This window comes from Sulfurimonas paralvinellae, assembly GCF_014905135.1.
Lineage (GTDB): Bacteria > Campylobacterota > Campylobacteria > Campylobacterales > Sulfurimonadaceae > Sulfurimonas > Sulfurimonas paralvinellae.
Genome location: NZ_CP041406.1, coordinates 1,151,460 through 1,173,517, shown reverse-complemented (window position 1 = coordinate 1,173,517; position 22,058 = coordinate 1,151,460). Strand labels below are relative to the sequence as shown.

Below are 22,058 nucleotides of genomic sequence, written 5' to 3'. Positions count from 1 at the left end.
TATACATTTTATCTAATAGATTCTAAAATGTTACTTTTTGTATTATTAACCATATTTAGCATTTCTTATTCAATCCCTTAAGTATCTCCATATACTGCGAAAATGTCTCACGAAGTGTACTATCAATATTCGTTAACCATCTGGTTACATCACTCCAAGACTCTTCTTCATAATACTCTTTTAACCACTCTATATCCGACTTTAACTCATCATAATCAGCTATTTTTGATTTTGATTTTACTAGCTCATCTAACTTATGTATGACTTCATCTAAAAGTAATGTATTTGGGGTATTACAAAAGTCGGTAAAATGATATTGATAGTCTTTCAAAGTTAAATTTATTTCCTTATCTGACCACCTTAGCCTTTTTAAATTTACTGAGATATTTTTAGTCTCTGTAATCTTAACATCCACTCTCCTCATAAGCGAACATAAGCCCTTAACAACTTCATATTTTAACCGCATAAACAACTCCTATATTTTATATATAAGAGTTTATTCTTTTTGTATGACAGCTTTATGTCTGCTTTTATTAAGTTTTTTATTTTTCGTAGTTTGTATTGTTGGCTACAATATTTTTGTAAACATCTTTATCAAATCCTGCAAGCAAAATAGTAGCTTTTACATAGTTCTCACCTACTGATTCATCAGTTGTTGTTCCCCAAATGATGTCAGCTTCATAGTGAGCATTTTCGTGTATTATCTCCATAGCTTCAGCGATTTGCATAATAGGTAAATCAGGGTGAACTACAAAATGGATTAACACACCTGCTATCTTATCAATCAAATCATAATCCATGATGAATTTCTAATTGCTAGTTTTATTGCTTTGGTTGCTGAGTTTTCATCCTCAAATTCACCAGTACCAACAAAAGCAACTCCTCCATGTCCCATAATGATCTTTAAATCATCAACATCAAGGTTAATATCATTATCTCCACTTGATATTACTACTCCAAGCATTCCTTTTATTGCTTCTTTTATTTCATCACTAAACTCCGTATTATCTATATATGTATATAGCTCTTTCTTGTCTATATTAGCATTAGCATTTGATTCTGTTGCTTCAAATATTTCCATTACAATTCTCCTGATATATAATCTTTTAATTTTCTACCAATATTAGGAGACTTCAATTTTTTTAATGCTTGAGTCTCTATCTGTCTTACTCGTTCTCTTGTAATACCTAATATTTTTGCTATCTCTTCTAGTGTGTAGTCACCGCTTTTTATTTTTTTCATTTAATCCTCCATTTGTGAATATATATTGTAAATAAGCTTAATCTCGCTATTAACAAAAAATATCAACACCTAAAACTAGTCACAATTTGTTTATAAATTATTTGTGAAGAGAGTTTAAAATTTTCTCTTGTCCCTAGCTCTTCTTCAGCATTTTTCTTGATTAAGTCATCATTGTTCATTATAGTAACATTGCTACTAACATTTTGGATACTCCCCAATGCACTCTGTGCTACAGATTTTCTTGTTTTCCCTTCAAAGCTAAATGGCATTGTTACAAAGACATAGACTTCCTTATCTAATGAATTTAAATACTCTACTATTTCTGATGTTGCACCACTACCAACACCACCTCCAAGTGTCGCAATTACATACACTTTTTCAAACGATTTTATGGATTTGAAGAGCTGTTTTTTACTACTACTATTGATAAGTTGTGCTCCACATTCAGCAACTCCACCACAACCAAGTCCCTCTTTTTTATCGTATCCCAATAAAATCTTATCTTTTGAAGTCTTCAATTGTAATGCTTGTAAATCACTATTAATATGAATAAATTTATGCCATTTATCTATTTGCGATATATCTTCAACAATATTACAACCACCGCCACCAATACCTATAAAACAAAGTGTTTCGAGCTTGCATGAGATATAAAACTTATCAAGTTTTTTTTCTAAATGTTCTATTTGAGTCTGATTCTCTTTGCGAATTTTATTCACCATATCATCAGCTCTATTTTGTAGTGCAAACTTCATTTTTTGAATAATGGCATAAATTCCAAACACAACAATAATGAGAGATATTCCAGATACACATAAAATCATTGCTGAACTCATTATGCTAAAAACCCCATAACATTTCCGTTAGATACATTTTTAACAGCTATCTCATCTTCTAGCCTTTGTATAAAATCTTTTACATCTGTGATAGGTCTAAATCTATTTTGTCGAGTAACTGCGGCAAAATCCCCCGGAGTTAAATATTTTAAACTCTCAACAGCTCTTTTAAATGAAATCGATGGTTGTGCTAGCTTCAAATCTTTACAGTAAGACAAAAACATCTTCCAAGATTGTTCAGCTTTTAAAAAATCAAACTCTAACTTCAAATCAAACCTTCTTAAACTTGCTTTATCGAGATTATCTATTAAGTTGGTAGTAGCGATAAATATTCCCTCAAAGTTTTCCATCTGAACTAACATCTCATTAACTTGTGTCACTTCCCAACTCTGATTCGCCCCAGTTCTATCAGCTAAAAAACTATCTACTTCATCAAATACAAGTACAGCTTTTTCTTCTTTTGCTTCTGCGAATGCTTTTGCAATATTTTTTTCAGTACCACCAACCCACATGCTAATTAAATCACTACCTTTTTTTAATAGTAATGGCTTGTTAAGTGTTTCAGCTATATATCTACCAAATGCACTCTTACCAGTTCCAGCAGCTCCATATAAACATAGTCTTGCATTTTGGTGTTCTTTGATACCTTGCGTTAAAACTTCTAAATCAGTAGTTGTATTGATAAACTTAGGGTCATATACATTTGGTAATAAAGTTACTATTTTCTCTTGTATCTCTTTATAACCTTGAGCTTTGAGAGTGTTATTTAAAACTTGTGTGAAAGCTTTTGGTTTGTCATCTGTATCTATACTACTAACTACTTTTGTAGCACGAGTAATAAGAGCCGGTGCAATGTTTTCATTTTCTGCCAACACTTTTATACTTTGCTCATCTAGTAGATTATTAGAGTAGTTTTTAATGATTTTAGCTCTTTTAGATTTATTTGGTATAGGTACCTCTATACTAAAATCAAATCTTCTCACCATTGCATTATCAATTCTATATATATTATTTGTAATCCAGATAGTAGGGATAGTATTTGTCTCAAGCATTCTATTGAGCCATGCCTTGTTGTCTTGTCTTTTAGGAGACAAGGGGCTCTCACTACTATCAAATATATCTTCAGCTTCATCATACATAAGTAAGATATTTTGGTTACTGAGAAGTGATTGTGCTGTTTTATAGGCTTTAAGTCTTTTATACCCATCAATTGCTTCATCGTCCTCGTCTGTATAGCTTATCTCAAAAAGTTTTGTTTGTAGAGTCTCTGAAATTGTTTTTGCTAATTCTGTTTTTCCTGTTCCAGGCAAGCCATAGAGAAGAATATTTACTCCATTTTTTTTATTCTTCATTGCATTATCTAAATAGGGTAGTACAATATCTATATCTTTTTCGATATGCTCATAATCTTCAAGCTTCAGTGTGCTTATATCGCAAGGTTTTACAGACTCTTTGAGCATAACTGATATATCTTCATCCAAGTTGAGCATATTATCAGCAAACTCATCACTGATGATTTCAATTTTATGACCGAGAGGAAAAGTGGATGATTTTGATATTGTAACTATTGAAGATTTGGCAAGTTTAGAGGTGGATTTAAAAGCTTCATTAACCGCTTTAGTGTCAATAGCTAAAATAATACCGATTGCTTTTTTTGCTTGAGTAGTGTTTAAATTATTTCCTAATAAATCAGTGGCATCATCAAGTACATCATATTGATTTACCAAAACAATAAACTCAAGTATCTGTTCTTCTACACTGTTAAGGTTCATGAGCTTTGAGATTTGTTGGATGTTTTTTGTAAGAATTTTTGAGCTTGTAAAACGTACTCGCTTTTCTAATTTTATATGATTTTTTTTAAGAACTGCAAGAATATCACTGCGTTTATACTCATCACTATCCATATCAACATATGCACCAACTTCAAGAAAATAAGCGAGACTATCTCTATATAGACGGTTGTTGTTATCAATAAACTCTCTAGCACCACCAAGATTAAAAATAATTCGTAAGATCCATAACGAAATTTTATCAACTAGCTCCTTATCTACAAGTTGTGTTTTATCGAACTCTTCTAATGTTGTACTATTTTTTCTTCGTCTCATCTTAAACTCCTCTAATTTAATGGAAGAAGTATAAGATTTTAGATTGACAGCTTTATGTCTGGATATTTAAACTATCTCAAAAACAACATTCGTGTTTCCCATATAAATAATAATCAGCGCTACTTGAAACATAGTAATTACTATTTAACATACTTTACGAAGTATTTTTAGCGAGAGAAGTGAAAAATTAGTTAGTTAAAAAGGAGATAAAACTGCATTTGCTTTTAGAATTGCTGTAATAAATTTATAGATGTGGGACTTTGATTAACCTAGCTATATTACTATATTTGCTTATTTTAGATCTATGCCATGAAAAAAATCTGCTAATTCCACCTCTAAAACATCTGCAATTTTTACAAGGTGTTCAATGTTAAAATGTTTATTATTGATACAGAGTTCCGCCATAGATACAGTGCCAACAGCCTTATGCCCTATGGCAAGTGCCAATTGCATTTGAGATACATTTTTCTCTTTTCTTATTCGCTTAACATTATCACCAATTATCTTATAAATTTGAAGCACTTTTTCATCAGTGATGGATGTATTCTCTTTCATTGCATACCTATAGTTAAACTTACCATAAGTATATTTTCATTAGAATCTTTCATCAACTAACTATAGTTAGTAATATTTTGCAAATTGCAATATTTTTGTCTATAAATTAATATATAAGTTACAATAGTTTTGATGTAAAAATAAAATATTAGGAATAAAAATGCTTAATGTGCAGTGTGCTTATGCAAGAGATATAGATGGAAAATATGAAGTATTCTCATCTAATTTGAGTGCTGATGAGATAGACTTAGAAGAGAATGAATACTATGCAATAATTGTTGATGCCGAGGAGTATGATAATCAAGATGATGGGGTAGAAATAAATGCTCCTATTGTAGAGTATCAAAAGAATCATCTTGGTAACTTTGAATATATCTTTCTTTATGATGATTATCAAAGCTATGCTTATGAATTGGGTGGTTTAGAAGATGAGGAAGATGATTACTGATGTGTCTTTTTGTGTATGGGACGCTTAAAAGTGGATTTCACAATCATTATCTTTTAGAAGATATGGAGTTTGTATGTAATGCCACTACAAAATATAAATATCCTATGGTCAATGTTGAAGAGTATTTTCCTTATTTAATTGATGCCAAGGGAAATGGGCATTATATAGAGGGAGAGGTTTATAAAATAGATGCAGAAAAATTGGCGATGCTTGATATATTAGAGGGGTATCCAGATCTTTATACTCGGCATCAAATAGCTGTCAAATCACTTGGCATAGAACTTCAAGCCATCACTTACTTTGTCAATGAAAAAATTAACTATACAAACTTGGAACTATTAAAAAGTTTTGAGTAAAACTAACACAAAGGACTAACAATGCAAACAATCACACTTGAGTATTTTGAGAATCAATTTGATTCACTTTATGAAGATAAAGAGGATATGGAAAATGCACTTTTAAAGCAGTATATGTTTGATGCCAACATGGATATTTATGTAACACAAAATCCAAATTTAGATAAAGATGACTCTATAGAGTGTTTGGAAAAATTGCATACCAATAGAGATGGTTTAGATATGTATATGTATCTTGTGAAAGTTGATAGAGGTGATTTACCGTTAAAGTCTGAAAATTAAACTTTTAAAAAGCAGAGGGAGAAGATAATGGATCAAAATGAAAAATTAGATTTGATATTGGGAAAAATTGAAGAACTAGATAGAAAAATGCTTTATTTATTTGATAGGTTAGAAGATACCAATCAAAGGATTGATGCAATTTACCCAAATGTTGGTCTTTACTATAAAGATGTAAAAAAGGATATGGTGACCTTAGATAATAATGCATTAAATAATTTTCAAAAATTAAGTGATTCAATGCATGAATCGCATGATATATTTATTGAAAGTTTAACGCAAGTATTTAAAGGCATAGATGAAGAGTTTAACTTAATTAAAGACCATTTGTGTAGCATTGATTCAAGTATGATGAAGCAATACTGATAGGCTTTTTAATGATTCGACAAGTTGTACTATATGAGATAATTGCTGGTTTAATTTTATATGAGACAAAACAGCTTTCACATCACTTTTGGTTTGTAGATTTTGGATGGGAAGTTGTGTTTCTTATAATGGTTGTTGTACCTGCTGTATATATCTTAACTAATATACATGTTTGGCTACCAAAATTATTTTCAGGTATTAAAATATATTATAAAACAATACTAGTGTTGATAGCTTTTGTAATTTCTATTACTGCATATAATGATTCTAAAGATCAAGAAAAGCAAAAAAAATATGAGTTAGAGCTTAAGCAAAAAAGGCTAAAGCGAGCAGAAAAACAACTTAAAAGCAAGGGATACTTTGTGCTTCCCGGTGAAAAAATCATTTGTTTTTATGATATAGGATGCAAACAATATGCAATGTATGGATATATAACATACTCAAATAATCCTACAATGCCAGCTAAATGGTTTTGGGACTTTATAGGTGGAACAGATAGCAATGCAACAAAAGAAGAATTAAGAAAAGAAGCACTTAAAAGATTGCAAATGATAGAAAAAGAAGTGAAAAATAACGGTATGGTGTCTGTGAGAATTAAAGATGGAGTATATGAAACAAAATTTATTAGAGATGAATATTATAATGAGGATATACCTACAAAAGAGGAGTTGTATAGATTAAAAAGAAAACAAGCATTTTCACATATTAAACAAGTTCCTGAACATATTTATTGGAAAAGAAAACTTTTTGAAGATTGAACAAAATTATATAAAGGTTTGGTATGAACTTATTAGATGAATTTGGTCTGAGTCATGCAGATATTGCTTTTTTGTATAGTGAAAATAAAAAGGGGATAGCTTTATGTATAAGAAGTCATCTTAATGATTCAGATAAAGTTACATTTGAAATTTTTTCACTCTATTTCAATAGATTTTTGCAAAAGCATGGTGATGAATGTTATGAAGAGGTAGCTCAAAGGGCGAAAATGGTTGGTCGCTCACATGCTGGAGATATTAAAGATATCATAAAAGAGGTACTTATGCAACAATTTGAGAAATATCTGCAACAGTATGAGGTAGAGGTTGTTTGTGATATTGAGAGGGAAAAATCTCCATTTTATACAAGCAGATATACGCAATGATGAATCTTTATGCTCAAGAGCTTATGGCTGCTCTCTTTAGGCACCAAGTAATCAAAATGAAAGATGTTTATCAAAGTGGCTCCTAAAAAAGTGTTATAGATTTCTTGATAGCAGAAATGGTTCAGGCTAAATATATTACTTTGGATTTTGATGATAACGGAGATGAGATAGTAAAAGAGTATAAGGGCGATAAGAAACCCAATATAATCAGTAAAAAATCTAATGTAATGTTTATTGATTCAACAAATATTGAGATTTTAAATGAATATAAGCACCGTGATGGAAAAATTACTTTTAGAGATGGTGTTTTATACTTTTTTGGTCGATTTGGTGAAGTTGTTTTTAGAACATCTATGCTTGAAGATTATGAGATAAATGGTGATTTACTTACTTTTAAAACTATGAATAGTGTGTATAGATTCAAGATGCTAAAAGATATAAAAATTGACGATTCTATTTTAGCATCTCAGGAAAATATAGATAAAGTGAAATCTTTTTATTCTTAAAGTTAGGACTTTGATTAACCTAGCTATATGTTTTCCTTTTTGAATTATAGAATTTTCATCTGTATAGTAGTTAAATTTTGCTAAAATAGATTAAAATATTTTAGTAGGGTTTAATGGCATACTCAGAATCAGATACTCGCTCAAAACTTATCGACCCATCTATAAAGGATAGCGGTTGGTTGGAATCCAACATAGTAAGAGAATATTATTTTACTGATGGACGAAAGCTTATTGGTGGTAAACGAGGTAAAAGATACTTTGTGGATTACATGCTGACCTACAAAAATACTAACCTTGCAATCATTGAAGCAAAATCTGAATCTAAAGACCCACTAGATGGTTTACAACAATCTATAAACTATGCCCAGCGATTGAAGATAGATTTTGTATATACAACTAATGGACATAAAATATATGAACACTCACTTTTAGAGGGTAAAGGTCAGTTTATTGAAAACTATCCAACTCCTGATGAACTTTTTGAGCGAAAATATAGGAAAGTTACACCTAAAGCCAAAGATGTAATTACTCACCCTTTTTATATTGAGGGAATGATGAAACCTCGTTTCTACCAACAAATCGCAGTTCAAAAAACCATAGAAGCTATCGCAGGAAATAAAGATAGAATGTTACTTACACTAGCAACTGGAACTGGTAAAACATACATAGCTTTTCAAATCGCATATAGACTATTTCAATCTAAGTGGAACAGAGATAATGCAGATAGAAGACCAAAGATACTTTTCCTAGCTGATAGAAATGTTCTCAAAGACCAATCTATGAATACATTTAATCCACTAGAGAAAGATTGTATTGAGATAAATGGGAAAATTATCAAAAAAAGAGGTGGAAAAGTTCCAACTGCTGGTAATATCTTTTTTGCAATATATCAATCAATAGCAGAAAATAAAAACAGAATGATTGATATAACAGAAGAAGAGTCAGAAGACGATGTAACTGCATATTATAAACAGTATCCACCTAACTTTTTTGATTTAATCATTATTGATGAGTGTCATCGTGGTAGTGCAAATGATGAAAGCTCTTGGAGAGATATTTTAAATCACTTTGGTAGTGCTGTTCACTTAGGTTTAACAGCAACTCCAAAGAGAGATGATAATGGAGATACTTACAAATACTTTGGAGAACCTATCTATGAATATTCACTTAAAGATGGTATCAATGATGGTTTCTTAACACCTTACAAAGTAAAAAGAATCCAAACAAACATAGATGAGTACAGATTTGACCCTAATGACATCATAACTGGGGAACTAGATAAACAGATAGTGGAACTAGAACAGTTTGAAAAGCAAGTAGTTATCCCTAAACGAACCGAACTAATCGCAAAAACTATACTCCAAAATATGAATACTATGGATAAAACTATAGTGTTTTGTGTAAACCAAAAGCATGCACTCGATATGAAAGTAGCCATAGATAAATTTAAAACTATCAAAGACAATAACTACTGTGTAAGAGTAACATCAGATGAGGGAGATATAGGTAGAGATTTCTTAGAGATGTTTCAAAACAATGATAGAGATATACCTACTATCCTTACAAGTTCAAAAATGCTCACAACTGGTGTGGATGCCAAAAATGTTAGAAATGTAGTTTTAACAGCACCCATAAAATCAATGACAGAATTTAAACAAATTATAGGTCGTGGAACTAGAGTATTTGAGGGGAAAGATTTTTTTACTATTATGGATTTTGTAGGAGCTACAAATCTATTTTATGACCCTAAATGGGATGGAGAAGATGAACCAATAGAAAAAACCCCAAGACCACCGAAAGGAAAAGGAATAGAGGGAGATGAAGGTGGACCACCAACTGAGCCACCTGAAGTTGAAGCACCCACTAATGAAAAAGTAACCATAGACATCAAAGGTAAAAAGCTCAAAGTTATCAACATTGAAACAACCTATGTTGGTATGGATGGAGTACCTTTAAAAACAGAGGATTACCTAGAACTACTTATAGGTGTACTTGGTAAGTTTTACAATGATGAAGATGGATTAAGAGAGATATGGAGTAACCCTAGCAATAGAAAAGATTTACTAAACAAGCTAAAAGAGATGAATATAGATGAATCTCAACTTGATGATTTAAAAGTAATATTTGAAGCTCAAAATAGTGATATATACGACATCCTAACCCATATATCTTTCAACCTAGATATTAAAACAAGAAGCGAGAGAGTCTTCGCAGTAGAGCACTCAGAGTTTATAGAAAAACATCATAATGAAAAAGCTAAAGAGTTTATAGAATTCATATTAGAGAGATATAAAAAAGATGGTGTTAAAGAGCTTGATGAGGATAAACTTGGCAAGTTGGTTGATTTAAGTGGGCTTGGAAGTGTGAGAGAAGTTGCAAATAACTTTGGTGGTATCCCTAAGATGAGAGATGAGTATTTTGAGTTACAGAGGGAGATTTATAGATGATTAAATTGATTTTTTTACATCTTATTAATGAATATTTTACTATGGTTCAGTATTTACTCGTGCAAACTACTAAAAGGAGCTATCATTAAATGAAAAAATTAACTTATATTGATCTGTTTTCTGGTTGTGGTGGACTTGCTTTAGGATTGCATAATGCAGGTTGGAAAGGCTTGTTTGCTGTAGAAAAAAGTGCAGATGCTTTTGAAACATTAAAATATAATCAAATAGATAAAAATCAAAACTTCGAGTGGCCAAATTGGTTAGAAAAAAAGAATCATGATATTAATGAAGTCATAAAAAACCATGAAGAAAATTTAATTGCTTTAAGGGGTAAAATTAAACTTATTGCTGGAGGCCCTCCTTGTCAAGGTTTCTCTATGGCAGGAAGAAGAAAAGAAAAAGATGATAGAAATAAACTCATTGATTCATATATAAAATTTGTAGAATTAGTTCAGCCTGAAATATTGTTTTTTGAAAATGTAAAAGGTTTTACTATTGGGTTTAAAAAGGGAAATAAGCGAGGTGAAGCTTATTCTACTTATGTAGTTAATAAACTTGAAAGTCTTGGTTACAATGTATCTGGAACTATTGTCGATTTTTCAGAGTATGGTGTTCCCCAAAAAAGACAAAGATTTATTTTAGTTGGTACAAGAAAAGGTAAGGCTAGAGATTTTTTTGAATCTATTAAAAATAATAGAGCAAACTTTTTTAAAGAGAAAAAATTAACTAAAGATAAAACTTCATTAAGTGAAGCAATTTCAGATTTACTTCAATCAAATGGTGAAGTAGAATCTCCTGATACAAAACGGTTTAATGCAGGATTATATTCAAAATCTAAAAGTAGCTATCAAAAACTAATGAGAAGCGGGAAACCTTTAACTAAAAAAGTAGCTGATAGCCATAGGTTTGCTAAACATAGGAAAGAAACAGTAGAAAAGTTTCAATATATTTTAAATAATGCCCAACCAAATAAGTCTATAAATGATGAATTAAGAAAAAAATATAATTTAAAAAAACATACGGTTGTCCCATTGTGTAAAGATTCTTGTACCCCAACTCTTACAACCTTACCTGATGATTATATCCACTATTGTGAGCCAAGAATTTTGACAGTACGAGAATATGCAAGAGTACAATCTTTTCCTGACAACTATGAGTTTAAGGGAAAATATACAACAGGTGGCGAAAGAAGAAAAGTTGATGTACCTAGATACACTCAAATAGGTAATGCTATTCCTCCTCTTTTTGCTGAACAGGCGGGAATAATTTTAAAGGAAATTTTATAATGTCAACAAAATGGGAAGATGTCCACTTTTTATCTCATGTTAATATTAAAAACATCATCGGTAAAGAACTTATAAATGATGATAATGTAGCTGTTATGGAGCTTGTTAAAAACTCTTATGATGCTGGAGCATCAAAAGTTGATGTAGAATTTAAAAATTTAAAAAGTGTAGATACTTTAAATCATGAGATAATTATATCAGATAATGGTAAGGGAATGTCTAAAGAAGATATTTTGCAGAAATGGCTAAACCTAGCATATTCTATAAAAAGAGTACAGAATGCACAGAACAATCGCTTACAGGCTGGGAATAAAGGAATTGGTAGGTTCTCGTGTGATAGGCTTGGAAAAAAGCTCAATATTTTCACTAAACAAACAAAAGGAAAAATTTATCAACTTCAAATTAATTGGGAAGATTTTGAAAATATTGAAGACTATAGTGTTGAAATAAATCAAATACCAATGAAATTAAGAGAAGTTAGTATGAAAGAAGTATTTGATGAGACAAATTATAAAATAAATACATCAGGTACAATAGTGCAAATAGTAAGCCTACGAACTAAATGGATAAAAATAAATCAAAATAGTTTATTTAATGAAGTTTTAAATTATCAAAAATTTTCTACATTAAAAGCTTCTTTAGAAAAATTAATAAATAAAAGTCAAGTTGATAGTGGTGGATTTAAGATACATTTACATGTAAAAGAAATAGAAGATAAGAATGAAACTGCATATTATAAAAAAATCAATGGTGAAATTACAAATAAATTTTTTGATAAATTAAACTTTGATACAACATATATACAGTCAGTTATTAGTGAAGATGGAACTCAAATAATCACACAGCTTAAAGATAGAGATAAGGTTGTATTTAAGACTATAGAAAAAAATACAGAGTTTCCTGATTTAAAAGGTGTTAAAATTATTTTAATGTATTTAAATCCATATGCCAAAGCATATTTTCAAAAACAAATGCAAATGCGAAGTGTAGAATTTGGTTCAGTTTATTTGTTTATAAATGGCTTTAGAATACCACCATATGGAGATATAGATAATGATGCATTTGGTATGGAAGTGCGAAAAAATCAAGGGAGAAGTAGATATTTAAGTAATCGTGAAGTTATTGGAAGAATTGAAATAGAGGATAGAGATGAACAATATCATGTTATATCAAGTAGAGAGGGAATTGTCCATAATGAAAAGTTTAAACAGCTTATACATGTATCAACTAAATCTACAACAGCTCAAAAAAAGAATAATGGTTTTTTTTACAAAACACTTAAAAGATTAGAGAGATATGTGGTAAATGGAATACGATGGGATAGTGTTTCCAAGGAATATACGGAATCTTATATACGAGAACTTACTTTTAGCAAAAATTGGAACAAAGATAAAGAAGTGTACTTATTATCTGAAGAAGAAAAGAAGAAAAATATTAGTAAAAATATCTTTAAGATTATAGGAATTGATGCAAAAGATAGCTTAGATATAAATATTGATGATAAAATACTACTATATTTACTTGAGGAAAAAGAAAATTTATTAATACAAAAAAATATCACAAAATTTTTAAAAGAATTCTCAAAATTACCACAATCAGCGATATCAAATGATTTAAAAAAATTTGTTAAAAAAGTATATAAAATTGTAGCTGATAAAAGATTAACAAATAAAATAACTTTTTTAATTAGTAAAAAGAATACTAATGAACTTATTGATGATGTAATAGATAAAGAAGAATCATATAAGGAACTTGACAAAAAAATATTAGTATTAAAAAATAGTGAAACAAAATTAAAAAAAGAACTAGAAGCAGCGAAATTAAAAAATAAAAAGAAAGATGAAGAGTTAACCTATTTAAAAACAGTTCAATCTAAAGATGTTAAGGAGCTTATTGCATTTCAACATCATATAGGCTTGTACACTAAAACAGCAAAAGATTGTATTTTAGATGTTGTAGATATGTTAAACAAAAATACAAGTATTAATGATGAAGTGTATGAATATTTAAAAGATGCATCATTTGAGTTAGATAAAATATCCTTGATTAACAAATATATCACAAAAGAAGATTTTTTATCAACAGCATCTAATGTTACAAAAGATTTAGTAAAATTTATAGATGAATATATTAGAAATATATACGAAATAACAACAAATAAAGAATTGATAATTGAAATTAATACAAATAATTTACAATACATTTGTAGCTTTGAACCAATCAAAGTCAATATAATAATTGATAATTTACTAAATAATTCAAAAAAAGCAAAAGCAAAAAATGTAACTTTGAATTTTATAAAAACTGATGAACATCTTGAAATTGAATATATTGATGATGGTTTAGGCTTAGATAATACAATAATAGCTGAGGATTCAATTTTTGAAATGGGTGTAACTACTACAAAAGGTTCAGGGTTGGGACTTTACCACATAAAAGAAATTTTAGAAGAAATGAATCAATCTACAATAAATGTGTATAAACTTGATACAGGTATTAAATTTTTATTAAGGCTTAAATTATGAAATTAGAATATAAAATTTTATGGATTGAAGACAATCCTAAATCTATTAGAAGAGATAAAAGACAGGTTGCAGAATATATAGAAGGATTAGGTTTTGTATGTGAGGTTCAAGAAATAAATAATTTTTCTGATTTTGAAAAGAATATAGGCTGTCAAAATACATCTGAATATGATTTATTATTAATTGATTTAGATTTAGGTAATCAAGAAACAAAAGATGAAGGTAACACTATAATAACAAAAATAAGAGATGAAAAAGTATATACCGAAATAGTATTTTACTCATCTCAATATGAAGAGTTAAACAGGAAATTAAATGAACATTTTGTCGAAGGTATTTTCACTTCTAGTAGAGATGAACTTAAAGATAAAGTAAAAAAAATTATAGATATTACAATTAAAAAAACCCAAGATGTTAATAATCTTCGTGGTTTGATTATGGCAGAGGTCGCTGAGCTTGATAGAATAAAAGAGCAAATTATTAAAAAATATAATTCGCAAGCAGATAGCGATTTTAAAAAATATATTAAAGAAAAGGTTTTTTCAAAAATAAAAGAAGAATTAAAAAATTTAAATTGTCTTGTTAAAGTTGAAGATTCAGAATGTACTTATGATGAAATAAATTTAGAAGAATTACAAAAAAACTTTTTTTATGATACTTTTAAAAAATCAAGAACAGTTTTTAAAATAAAAAAACAAAAATGTAATACAATAGAATTTATACACGAAAATTATAAAAAAGAAATTATCGATAAAAGAAATGTATTTGCACATCAGGAAGAAGAACCTAGAGAAGATGGTATTAACATTTTAAAATATCCTAATGGTGAAGATTTAGAATTTACAGCAGAACATTGTATTCAAATTAGAAAAGATATACGAAAATATAAAAAACTTTTAGTGGATATAAAAAATCAAATATGAATCAACTAATAGTCTATGGAGATATACACGGTTGTTACGATGAGTTTATATCTCTAAGAAAAAAGATAAATCCAGATAAAAGTGATATAGAAGTTTGTGTTGGAGATATTATCACAAAAGGTAAAAACTCTGTTAAACTTCTAAAATATATACAAGAACACAATATAAAATCTGTTATAGGCAATCATGAAGATAAATTAGTCAGATACTTAGAACATGAAAATTTCAATATAAAAAATCCTATATCTTTAGATGAAGATGAAAAAAATATTATTGAAAATTTAGATAAGCAAGATATTAAATTTTTAAAGAACTTACCATTGTTTTTCAAATATGAAAACATAACTATTTTACATGGTGGACTACAAAATTATCACAACTTAAACAATTTAACAAAAAAAGAAAACTCTAAAATACTTAGAATGAGATACCTTGATACTTATGATAATTTTATAACTTATGGTAAAGAAAATGAAGATTCCATTTTTTGGGCTGACACTTATGATGGTAACCAGGGATTTATAGTGTATGGTCATCAATGGTTTGATGAAGTTAAACACAGTAAATTTGCATTAGGGATAGACACAGGCTGTGTATATGGTAATAAACTAAGTGCAGTCATTTTTGATAATTACAATATAGAAACTTTTAAAATAATAAGTGTTAAGGCAAATAATGGAAAGTAAAATAAATAGAATAACAGACATACTACGAAGAGATGACGGTATTAGCGGTGCTATGATGTACACAGAGCAAATATCTTGGATACTCTTTTTAAAATTTCTTAGTGATTTAGAAGACTCAAAAGCTGATGAGGCACTACTTAATGGGCAGGACTACGCCTACATACTTGATGATAAGTTCCAGTGGAGTAATTGGGCTTGTCCTAAGAAAGATGGGAAGATTGACCTCATAAATGCTAAGAGTGGTGAAGACCTTTTAGAATTTGTAAATAAAGAGTTGTTTCCTTACCTCAAAGGTTTCAAGTCTATTACTGAGAATGCTAAATCTATTAAGTATAAAATCGGTGCTATCTTTGAATTTTTAGATAATCGTATCGCTAATGGGCATACTCTTAGAGAGGTGTTGGATATTATAGATGTTATGGATTTTCACAATCAAGCTGATCTGTTTCAACTTTCACTTATCTATGAAAAACTTCTAAAAGATATGGGGAGTGATGGTGGAAATAGTGGAGAGTTTTATACTCCTCGTCCACTTATTAAAGTTATCACTGATGTTGTAAATCCACAAGTAGGTCAAACAGTATATGACCCAGCAGTGGGGAGTTGTGGTTTTCTCATAGAAGCTTACAATCATATGAGATATACCAATGTTGAAAAGAATGAGCAAAGAGAACTTTCAACTGAGCAGTTAAAGTTTTTAAATGAAGATACATTTTTTGGAAATGAAAAAACTCCACTCTCTTATGTAATGGGTGTTATGAATATGATACTCCACGGTATAGAATCACCAAACATTTCAAAAACGAATACTCTTACAAAAGATATAAGAGGATTAGAAGAAAAAGATAGATTTGATTGTATTTTAGCAAATCCTCCTTTTGGTGGAAAAGAGAACGATAGTATCCAACAAAACTTTCCTGTAAAATCCAATGCTACTGAGTTACTGTTTCTCCAACATATGATGAACTATTTAAAGTTAAATGGCAAGTGTGGTGTAGTTATTCCAGAGGGCGTATTGTTTCAAACAAATAATGCTTTTCAAGCAGTAAAAAAAGAGCTTTTAGAGCGATTTAATGTGCACACTATACTTTCACTCCCAGCAGGGATATTTTTACCTTATAGTGGTGTTAAAACGAATGTAATCTTCTTTGATAGAAATGGCTCTACCTCAGATATATTTTACTATGAAGTAAATCCACCATATAAACTTACAAAAAATAAACCTATCCAGTATGAACACTTCAAAGAATTTTTAGATGTATGGGAAAATGGAGAGCTTACAGATAACTCTTGGATAGTAAATATCAATGATATTAAAGAGTTTGATATATCAGCAAAAAACCCCAACAATATCAAAGTTATAGAGCATAAATCTCCATTAGAGTTAGTTGAAAATATTAAAGAAAATAACAAAGAAATAAATGATTTGATGTATGAGATTGAAACTATATTGATTGGGAAAGATATAGATGAATGAGTTGTATGAGCTTCCTGATGGATGGGAATATAAAGATTTAAAAGAAGTTGTTTTCTTTCAAGAAGGTCCTGGAATTCTAAAAAAACAAATGTCTAAAGAGGGTATTCCATTACTTAATATTAGAACATTTAACAAAGATGAAACCTTAAATTTAAAAGATACAAATTTTCTTCCTTTAGAAACTATTGAAAAAAAATATTCACATTTTTTAGTTGAAGAAAATGATATATTAGTTGCTTCATCTGGTTCTTTAGGAAAAATGGCAGTTGTAAGAAAATGTGATTTACCTGCTGTGCTTAATACCAGTATTATCAGGTTTAGACCTAATGATGTACTTACTTTAGATAGAGAATATTTAAAATACTTTTTAAATAGTGATAACTTTTCAAACCAATACAATAAGGCTTATACGGGAACAGCAATTAAAAACTTTGGACCAACACATTTAAAAAAAATGAATATTATTGTTCCACCACTTTCAGAACAACAAAAAATAGTTTCTAAACTAGATAACCTTTTTGAAAAAATAGATAAATCAATAGCCCTACATCAAAAAAATATGGATGATGCTGATGTGTTTATGGGGAGTGTTTTGAATGATATTTTTGAAGAGTTGGAAGGGAAGTATAAATACACTAAGATGAAAGATGTTGTAACTAAAGAAAAAACATCAATTAAAAGAGGTCCATTTGGAAGTGCATTGAAGAAGTCATTTTTTGTTGAAAGTGGATATTTAGTATATGAACAATATCACGCTTTAAATAATGATTTTTCAATGGAAAGATATTTCATTAATGAAGATAAATTTAATGAGCTTAAAGGATTTGAAGTAAAAAGTGGAGATATAATAATTAGCTGTTCTGGTGTATATTTAGGCAAATTAGCTATTATCCCAAATGACTATACAAAAGGTATAATTAACCAAGCCTTATTAAAATTAACATTGGATAAAGATATTATAATTGATAAAATATTTGTATATTTTTGGAATAATTTAATGAATAATGGATTTTTCAATGCAGTTAAAAAGGGTGCTGCTATACCAAATATGCCGCCGGTTAAACAATTAAAAGAGATTGATATTCCACTTCCTCCTATTCAAATCCAACAAAAAGTTGTTAAATATTTAGATGAAATTTCACAAAAAATAGAAAAAATAAAATCAGTTCAAAAAGAAAAAATGGAAAGTTTAGTAGCATTAAAAGCTTCCATTTTAGACCAAGCATTTAAAGGTGAGTTATGAGATTATTTAACATTGGTAGCGAAAAATTAGATGAAGTAAATCAAAGAGCTTTTAAGTTAGAAAGAGAGATTCAAGGAGTTACCGAACAGAACTTAGAAATGATATTTGGTTATCAGTTTGTGAAGAGTGAATATTCGCTAAATAATTTTAGGTTAGATTCTTTAGCTTATGATGAAGCTAGTAACTCATTTGTGATTATAGAGTATAAGAGAGATAAAAATTTTAGTGTTATCGACCAAGGATATGCCTATCTATCGTTAATGTTAAATAACAAAGCTGATTTTATCTTAGAATACAACGAATGTATGAATAAAAATCTTAGAAAAAATGATGTAGATTGGTCACAATCAAAAGTCCTCTTTATTGCACCATCCTATACTCTGTACCAAAGAGAATCTATCAACTTTAAAGATTTACCTATTGAACTGTGGGAGATAAAACAGTTTGAAAATTCTACTGTTATGTATACACAAATAAACCCTACAAAATCAACTGAGAGCATTCAAACAATTTCATCTGATACAAACATCCAATCAGTAGCTAAAGAGGTTAAAACATATACAGAAGAAGAGCATTTAGAGAGAAAACCTCCAGAAATAGTTGAACTGTATGAGACAATTAAAAATGAGATACTAAGTTTAGGTGATATTAAAGTTAAGGCAAATAAACAATACATAGCTTTTGTTGGTAAGAGAAATATTGTTGATTTTGTTATTCAAAATAAGAAAATCAAAATGTATATCAATATGAAATTCTCTGAGCTCGATGATTATAAAAATATTGTTAAAGATATAACAAATATTGGTAGTTGGGGGAATGGAGATTGTGAAGTCAATTTTAGTTGTTTAGATGATATAGATTACTTAATTAGCTTAGTGAAGCAATCTTATAAACAAAATGGCTAAGAATTTATCAGCAATTCATACTACAAAAAAAAGTGGTAAAGAAAAATTTTACTTTAATGATAAAAAACTATCTATTGATGTACTATCCTTTTGGCAATGGTCTAGTTCGGAACTACTAGGTAATGCACTTCGTGGAGTTCTTGCAGAGTTTATAGTAGCTTCTACAATAGATGTTTTAGATAACCCACGAGAAGAATGGGATGCCTATGATTTACAAACTAAAAACGGTTTAAAAATAGAGATAAAATCATCAGCTTATCTTCAGAGTTGGGAACAAAAGAAATTATCTAACATTATCTTTGGTATTCAACCTACTGGTGATTCTCAAAGTAACTCAACTATCAGAACAAGAAAGTCAGATATTTATATATTTTGTGTGTTGGCTCATACTGATAAAGAGAGTGTTAATCCACTTGACTTATCACAATGGGATTTTTATCTTTTAGATACTAAAATTTTAGATGAGAGAGCAAAAACTCAAAAGAGTATTACTCTTTCAAGTCTATTGAAATTGGAGCCTATGAAAGTTAAGTATGATGGGCTCAAAAAGGCTATTTTAAAGATTGAATATCTTATAGATTGAGACTAAATAGTTCTTCTGCATACTCTTCAATAGATAAGGTCTCATCCAAGTCAAATCTTTTTGTATTAGTTTCTTTTGGAGTGTTGACTATTCCTGTATTTGTGGTTTCTTCTGTAAGAACTTTGATAATTGTGTCAATTTTTGTGATAGATGAGTTGAAGTCTTGCTCAATATCAACACATTGTTTTCCAATAATTGCAATCTTTTTTCTATATTGCTCTCTACAGTCTCTTGTCTGAGCCATTCGTTGCATATAGAATTTAGCTTTTTTATATAGTGCTTCCTGTCTTGGTCCATCGAATCTATCAATGCTTGTTCGTTCTGTTCCATCTTGTGTATTTTTTCGTATAATATTTTTGTTAATTCTTCCATTTAGTTCACCAGTTTTAAGTAGTAAGTATTGCTTTTTTTCGAGTAACTTAGATTGCTCGATGGTATAACTATATATCGTCCATCTTTTTGATTCAACCTGTACTGATTTGGAATCAACCATTTGCTCAGTGTTCTTTGTTCTTTGATTTGCAAGCTTTGCATTAATAAAACGATCAGTGTAAGTGCCAGAACCCCTAAAATTGGTATGAGAAGTTGTTGCTCTTTTGTTTTTGAAAGATTCTGTCTGATGGATAATGTTTTCTTGATTTTTTTGTTGTAAATTATCAAGTCTCTTAGCAGCTCTTTCTCTTGGTTTTCTATATCTTTCATTGATCTCTGTTGAGCGTTTTTCAAGTGCAATGTAGAGCTTAACTGAAACTCTTTTATACTCTTCTGGACTATATTTGTAGCTTCCTCTATATTGTTTGTTATTTGCAACTTGTTTTTCTCTATTTTCTCTGCTATATTTCCAAAAGTATGCACTATATATATCTCCTGTCAGTTTTATTTTTTCAGATTTATTTTGAACTGTTATATAATATAAGTCTCGACTATAGTCATGGCCTGTATTAATTATTTTTAAGTTGGTATCTTCTAATACATTTTTTACATCTGATAAAGAATTAATAAGGGATGCCTGATGTAGCTCTCTTATGAAATTATTTATTACTGAGCGACTCATCTTTCTAGATTCTTGTTTATTGTTTTTTTCCTATTGTGCAGTGTGAAAATCTTGTTCTTCTTGTATAAGTTGTCTATTATTTTGCGGACTTTCTAAATGATATTTTATATCAATAAGATTACGAATAAGATTAACTCGATATCTATCCTTCTTATCCAAATACAGTTGCAGTTGAGTTCCCGTATATAAATTGAATTTAGGAATACGGACATGAATATGATAATCATCTGTATCCATATGCAAAACTGCATCAAAATGGTACTCATAAGCTTCAAATCCATGCATAAAAAACTGTTCAAATTCGGTAAGAACTTGGGTCATTGTCTCTATAGAAGGTTTTCCTTTGAAACTTAAAATAATTGAATAAGCATTTTGTCTATAGTTTGGGTGATTTGTAATATGGTCACCAAGAGTAATATCACCTCTCAAAACCTTTATCTTTTCGTGATTTCTTGGTTTCTTCTTTGTTCCATTTATCACATAGTTCCCCCAGCCATCATTTGTGCCTGCGAATAGAATTAACATTTTAAACTCATTACCTGTTTGTAAATGGAAACGAGTAAAAAACTATCAATCTCTATATCTTTTGTAATATTACTTGCAATAATATTTAAACTTTTTGAAATAGTATTTAGTTCAAAAAGTAGAGCAGGGTCTGCTCTTTGAAAATAAGTAGACGAAGCAGGCGGAGCATGTGTACCAATGGTTATATCTAGTTTTTGACGAATATATTCTGCCATTGTCACATTTTTTTTGGCAGATTGCTGTTGTATTGTTTCATAATCAGTACATGTGACATTTACTTTTATTTGTTTTAATTTTGACATTATGACTCCATTGTAGACTCAGTATTTTCTTGCTTAGTTTTTGCAATACGGAGCTTTTCTTGAAATAGTTCATCTAATTCCATTTTCGAAAAGACTGTAACACCTGGGGTAATTTTAATAGGTGTTAATATTTCTTTTTTGGCTAATGCCCAGAGAGTACTTACTCCGATAGCTAAATAAAATGCGGCAATTTTTGGTCTCAAACCTATCGGTTCTATTTCTGTTTTTTCTGAAATTATTTTCATAACTTTCCTTTGTTTTGTTTTTG

Annotated in this window: 26 protein-coding genes and 1 pseudogene; 16 read left to right on the top strand and 11 right to left on the bottom strand. The window is 29.5% G+C overall.

Annotated elements, in window-relative coordinates:
- Positions 1–55 precede the first annotated feature (55 nt).
- The 7 genes and pseudogenes from FM071_RS06145 to FM071_RS06115 all read right to left on the bottom strand — a co-directional run bounded on the left by FM071_RS06145 (position 56) and on the right by FM071_RS06115 (position 4,738).
- Complete coding sequence (locus FM071_RS06145) at positions 56–331, bottom strand: hypothetical protein (protein WP_193109872.1); 276 nt, start codon at positions 329–331, stop codon at positions 56–58.
- 211 nt (positions 332–542) lie between these two features.
- A complete protein-coding gene (locus tag FM071_RS06140; RefSeq protein WP_193109870.1) occupies positions 543–800 on the bottom strand; it encodes a hypothetical protein in 258 nt (85 codons plus the stop codon).
- Positions 785–1,081: a hypothetical protein gene (locus tag FM071_RS06135; protein WP_193109868.1), complete on the bottom strand. Its 297-nt coding sequence runs from the start codon at positions 1,079–1,081 to the stop codon at positions 785–787. Before FM071_RS06135 ends, FM071_RS06140 begins: the two co-directional genes overlap by 16 nt.
- Positions 1,081–1,221, bottom strand: a pseudogene (locus tag FM071_RS06130) (sigma factor-like helix-turn-helix DNA-binding protein); the annotation flags it as partial. The pseudogene FM071_RS06130 and the gene FM071_RS06135, both read right to left, overlap by 1 nt.
- 83 nt (positions 1,222–1,304) lie before the next feature.
- A complete protein-coding gene (locus FM071_RS06125; protein WP_193109865.1) occupies positions 1,305–2,078 on the bottom strand; it encodes an FtsZ/tubulin family protein in 774 nt (257 codons plus the stop codon).
- On the bottom strand, positions 2,078–4,183 hold the full coding sequence (locus FM071_RS06120; RefSeq protein WP_193109863.1) for an AAA family ATPase: 2,106 nt from the start codon (positions 4,181–4,183) through the stop codon (positions 2,078–2,080). The genes FM071_RS06125 and FM071_RS06120 overlap by 1 nt, the downstream gene beginning before the upstream one ends.
- A gap of 291 nt (positions 4,184–4,474) precedes the next feature.
- A complete protein-coding gene (locus FM071_RS06115; RefSeq protein ID WP_193109862.1) occupies positions 4,475–4,738 on the bottom strand; it encodes a helix-turn-helix domain-containing protein in 264 nt (87 codons plus the stop codon).
- Between the two features lie 160 nt (positions 4,739–4,898).
- On the opposite strand from FM071_RS06115, the gene FM071_RS06110 reads away from it, so the two are divergent.
- The 16 genes from FM071_RS06110 to FM071_RS06035 all read left to right on the top strand — a co-directional run bounded on the left by FM071_RS06110 (position 4,899) and on the right by FM071_RS06035 (position 19,909).
- A complete protein-coding gene (locus FM071_RS06110; RefSeq protein WP_193109860.1) occupies positions 4,899–5,186 on the top strand; it encodes a hypothetical protein in 288 nt (95 codons plus the stop codon).
- Entirely contained in the window at positions 5,186–5,542 is a 357-nt protein-coding gene (locus FM071_RS06105; RefSeq protein ID WP_193109858.1) for a gamma-glutamylcyclotransferase family protein, read from the top strand. Before FM071_RS06110 ends, FM071_RS06105 begins: the two co-directional genes overlap by 1 nt.
- Positions 5,543–5,563: 21 nt before the next feature.
- On the top strand, positions 5,564–5,824 hold the full coding sequence (locus FM071_RS06100) for a hypothetical protein (RefSeq protein WP_193109856.1): 261 nt from the start codon (positions 5,564–5,566) through the stop codon (positions 5,822–5,824).
- A gap of 27 nt (positions 5,825–5,851) precedes the next feature.
- Positions 5,852–6,187 carry a hypothetical protein gene (locus tag FM071_RS06095; RefSeq protein ID WP_193109854.1) on the top strand — a complete coding sequence of 112 codons (336 nt, stop codon included), beginning with the start codon at positions 5,852–5,854 and terminating at the stop codon, positions 6,185–6,187.
- An 11-nt stretch (positions 6,188–6,198) separates the two neighbouring features.
- Positions 6,199–6,945 (top strand): hypothetical protein, encoded by a 747-nt coding sequence (locus FM071_RS06090; RefSeq protein ID WP_193109853.1) that lies wholly within the window; start codon positions 6,199–6,201, stop codon positions 6,943–6,945.
- A gap of 23 nt (positions 6,946–6,968) precedes the next feature.
- Positions 6,969–7,328: a hypothetical protein gene (locus tag FM071_RS06085; protein ID WP_193109851.1), complete on the top strand. Its 360-nt coding sequence runs from the start codon at positions 6,969–6,971 to the stop codon at positions 7,326–7,328.
- A gap of 104 nt (positions 7,329–7,432) precedes the next feature.
- The gene (locus FM071_RS06080; protein WP_193109849.1) at positions 7,433–7,834 is read left to right on the top strand and encodes a hypothetical protein; all 402 of its coding nucleotides are present in this window, start codon (positions 7,433–7,435) and stop codon (positions 7,832–7,834) included.
- A 113-nt stretch (positions 7,835–7,947) separates the two neighbouring features.
- On the top strand, positions 7,948–10,281 hold the full coding sequence (gene hsdR / locus FM071_RS06075; RefSeq protein WP_193109847.1) for an EcoAI/FtnUII family type I restriction enzme subunit R: 2,334 nt from the start codon (positions 7,948–7,950) through the stop codon (positions 10,279–10,281).
- Between the two features lie 89 nt (positions 10,282–10,370).
- Complete coding sequence (locus FM071_RS06070) at positions 10,371–11,567, top strand: DNA cytosine methyltransferase (protein WP_193109845.1); 1,197 nt, start codon at positions 10,371–10,373, stop codon at positions 11,565–11,567.
- Complete coding sequence (locus FM071_RS06065; RefSeq protein WP_193109843.1) at positions 11,567–14,092, top strand: sensor histidine kinase; 2,526 nt, start codon at positions 11,567–11,569, stop codon at positions 14,090–14,092. Before FM071_RS06070 ends, FM071_RS06065 begins: the two co-directional genes overlap by 1 nt.
- A complete protein-coding gene (locus FM071_RS06060; protein ID WP_193109842.1) occupies positions 14,089–15,015 on the top strand; it encodes a hypothetical protein in 927 nt (308 codons plus the stop codon). Before FM071_RS06065 ends, FM071_RS06060 begins: the two co-directional genes overlap by 4 nt.
- Positions 15,012–15,701, top strand: a complete 690-nt coding sequence (locus FM071_RS06055) for a metallophosphoesterase (protein WP_193109840.1) — start codon at positions 15,012–15,014, stop codon at positions 15,699–15,701. The genes FM071_RS06060 and FM071_RS06055 overlap by 4 nt, the downstream gene beginning before the upstream one ends.
- On the top strand, positions 15,691–17,178 hold the full coding sequence (locus FM071_RS06050; RefSeq protein ID WP_193109838.1) for a type I restriction-modification system subunit M: 1,488 nt from the start codon (positions 15,691–15,693) through the stop codon (positions 17,176–17,178). Before FM071_RS06055 ends, FM071_RS06050 begins: the two co-directional genes overlap by 11 nt.
- Complete coding sequence (locus tag FM071_RS06045; protein ID WP_193109837.1) at positions 17,171–18,421, top strand: restriction endonuclease subunit S; 1,251 nt, start codon at positions 17,171–17,173, stop codon at positions 18,419–18,421. Before FM071_RS06050 ends, FM071_RS06045 begins: the two co-directional genes overlap by 8 nt.
- Entirely contained in the window at positions 18,418–19,326 is a 909-nt protein-coding gene (locus FM071_RS06040) for a DUF5655 domain-containing protein (RefSeq protein WP_193109835.1), read from the top strand. The genes FM071_RS06045 and FM071_RS06040 overlap by 4 nt, the downstream gene beginning before the upstream one ends.
- Complete coding sequence (locus FM071_RS06035) at positions 19,319–19,909, top strand: hypothetical protein (protein WP_193109833.1); 591 nt, start codon at positions 19,319–19,321, stop codon at positions 19,907–19,909. The genes FM071_RS06040 and FM071_RS06035 overlap by 8 nt, the downstream gene beginning before the upstream one ends.
- Here FM071_RS06035 and FM071_RS06030 read toward each other — a convergent pair.
- The 4 genes from FM071_RS06030 to FM071_RS06015 are packed head-to-tail and all read right to left on the bottom strand — an operon-like array spanning position 19,899 to position 22,035.
- A complete protein-coding gene (locus FM071_RS06030; protein WP_193109831.1) occupies positions 19,899–20,963 on the bottom strand; it encodes a hypothetical protein in 1,065 nt (354 codons plus the stop codon). The genes FM071_RS06035 and FM071_RS06030 overlap by 11 nt on opposite strands.
- Before the next feature lie 30 nt (positions 20,964–20,993).
- Positions 20,994–21,488, bottom strand: a complete 495-nt coding sequence (locus FM071_RS06025) for a relaxase/mobilization nuclease domain-containing protein (protein WP_193109829.1) — start codon at positions 21,486–21,488, stop codon at positions 20,994–20,996.
- A complete protein-coding gene (locus FM071_RS06020; RefSeq protein WP_193109827.1) occupies positions 21,482–21,790 on the bottom strand; it encodes a hypothetical protein in 309 nt (102 codons plus the stop codon). Before FM071_RS06020 ends, FM071_RS06025 begins: the two co-directional genes overlap by 7 nt.
- Positions 21,790–22,035: a hypothetical protein gene (locus FM071_RS06015; RefSeq protein WP_193109826.1), complete on the bottom strand. Its 246-nt coding sequence runs from the start codon at positions 22,033–22,035 to the stop codon at positions 21,790–21,792. The genes FM071_RS06020 and FM071_RS06015 overlap by 1 nt, the downstream gene beginning before the upstream one ends.
- Positions 22,036–22,058 lie beyond the last annotated feature (23 nt).

Coding starts and splice junctions, on each gene's coding strand:
- FM071_RS06140 (WP_193109870.1), bottom strand. CDS start 800: ATGGATTATGATTTGATTGATAAGATAGCAGGTGTGTTAATCCATTTT.
- FM071_RS06135 (WP_193109868.1), bottom strand. CDS start 1,081: ATGGAAATATTTGAAGCAACAGAATCAAATGCTAATGCTAATATAGAC.
- FM071_RS06125 (WP_193109865.1), bottom strand. CDS start 2,078: ATGAGTTCAGCAATGATTTTATGTGTATCTGGAATATCTCTCATTATT.
- FM071_RS06120 (WP_193109863.1), bottom strand. CDS start 4,183: ATGAGACGAAGAAAAAATAGTACAACATTAGAAGAGTTCGATAAAACA.
- FM071_RS06115 (WP_193109862.1), bottom strand. CDS start 4,738: ATGAAAGAGAATACATCCATCACTGATGAAAAAGTGCTTCAAATTTAT.
- FM071_RS06110 (WP_193109860.1), top strand. CDS start 4,899: ATGCTTAATGTGCAGTGTGCTTATGCAAGAGATATAGATGGAAAATAT.
- FM071_RS06105 (WP_193109858.1), top strand. CDS start 5,186: ATGTGTCTTTTTGTGTATGGGACGCTTAAAAGTGGATTTCACAATCAT.
- FM071_RS06100 (WP_193109856.1), top strand. CDS start 5,564: ATGCAAACAATCACACTTGAGTATTTTGAGAATCAATTTGATTCACTT.
- FM071_RS06095 (WP_193109854.1), top strand. CDS start 5,852: ATGGATCAAAATGAAAAATTAGATTTGATATTGGGAAAAATTGAAGAA.
- FM071_RS06090 (WP_193109853.1), top strand. CDS start 6,199: ATGATTCGACAAGTTGTACTATATGAGATAATTGCTGGTTTAATTTTA.
- FM071_RS06085 (WP_193109851.1), top strand. CDS start 6,969: ATGAACTTATTAGATGAATTTGGTCTGAGTCATGCAGATATTGCTTTT.
- hsdR (WP_193109847.1), top strand. CDS start 7,948: ATGGCATACTCAGAATCAGATACTCGCTCAAAACTTATCGACCCATCT.
- FM071_RS06070 (WP_193109845.1), top strand. CDS start 10,371: ATGAAAAAATTAACTTATATTGATCTGTTTTCTGGTTGTGGTGGACTT.
- FM071_RS06065 (WP_193109843.1), top strand. CDS start 11,567: ATGTCAACAAAATGGGAAGATGTCCACTTTTTATCTCATGTTAATATT.
- FM071_RS06060 (WP_193109842.1), top strand. CDS start 14,089: ATGAAATTAGAATATAAAATTTTATGGATTGAAGACAATCCTAAATCT.
- FM071_RS06055 (WP_193109840.1), top strand. CDS start 15,012: ATGAATCAACTAATAGTCTATGGAGATATACACGGTTGTTACGATGAG.
- FM071_RS06050 (WP_193109838.1), top strand. CDS start 15,691: ATGGAAAGTAAAATAAATAGAATAACAGACATACTACGAAGAGATGAC.
- FM071_RS06045 (WP_193109837.1), top strand. CDS start 17,171: ATGAATGAGTTGTATGAGCTTCCTGATGGATGGGAATATAAAGATTTA.
- FM071_RS06040 (WP_193109835.1), top strand. CDS start 18,418: ATGAGATTATTTAACATTGGTAGCGAAAAATTAGATGAAGTAAATCAA.
- FM071_RS06035 (WP_193109833.1), top strand. CDS start 19,319: ATGGCTAAGAATTTATCAGCAATTCATACTACAAAAAAAAGTGGTAAA.
- FM071_RS06030 (WP_193109831.1), bottom strand. CDS start 20,963: ATGAGTCGCTCAGTAATAAATAATTTCATAAGAGAGCTACATCAGGCA.
- FM071_RS06025 (WP_193109829.1), bottom strand. CDS start 21,488: ATGTTAATTCTATTCGCAGGCACAAATGATGGCTGGGGGAACTATGTG.
- FM071_RS06020 (WP_193109827.1), bottom strand. CDS start 21,790: ATGTCAAAATTAAAACAAATAAAAGTAAATGTCACATGTACTGATTAT.
- FM071_RS06015 (WP_193109826.1), bottom strand. CDS start 22,035: ATGAAAATAATTTCAGAAAAAACAGAAATAGAACCGATAGGTTTGAGA.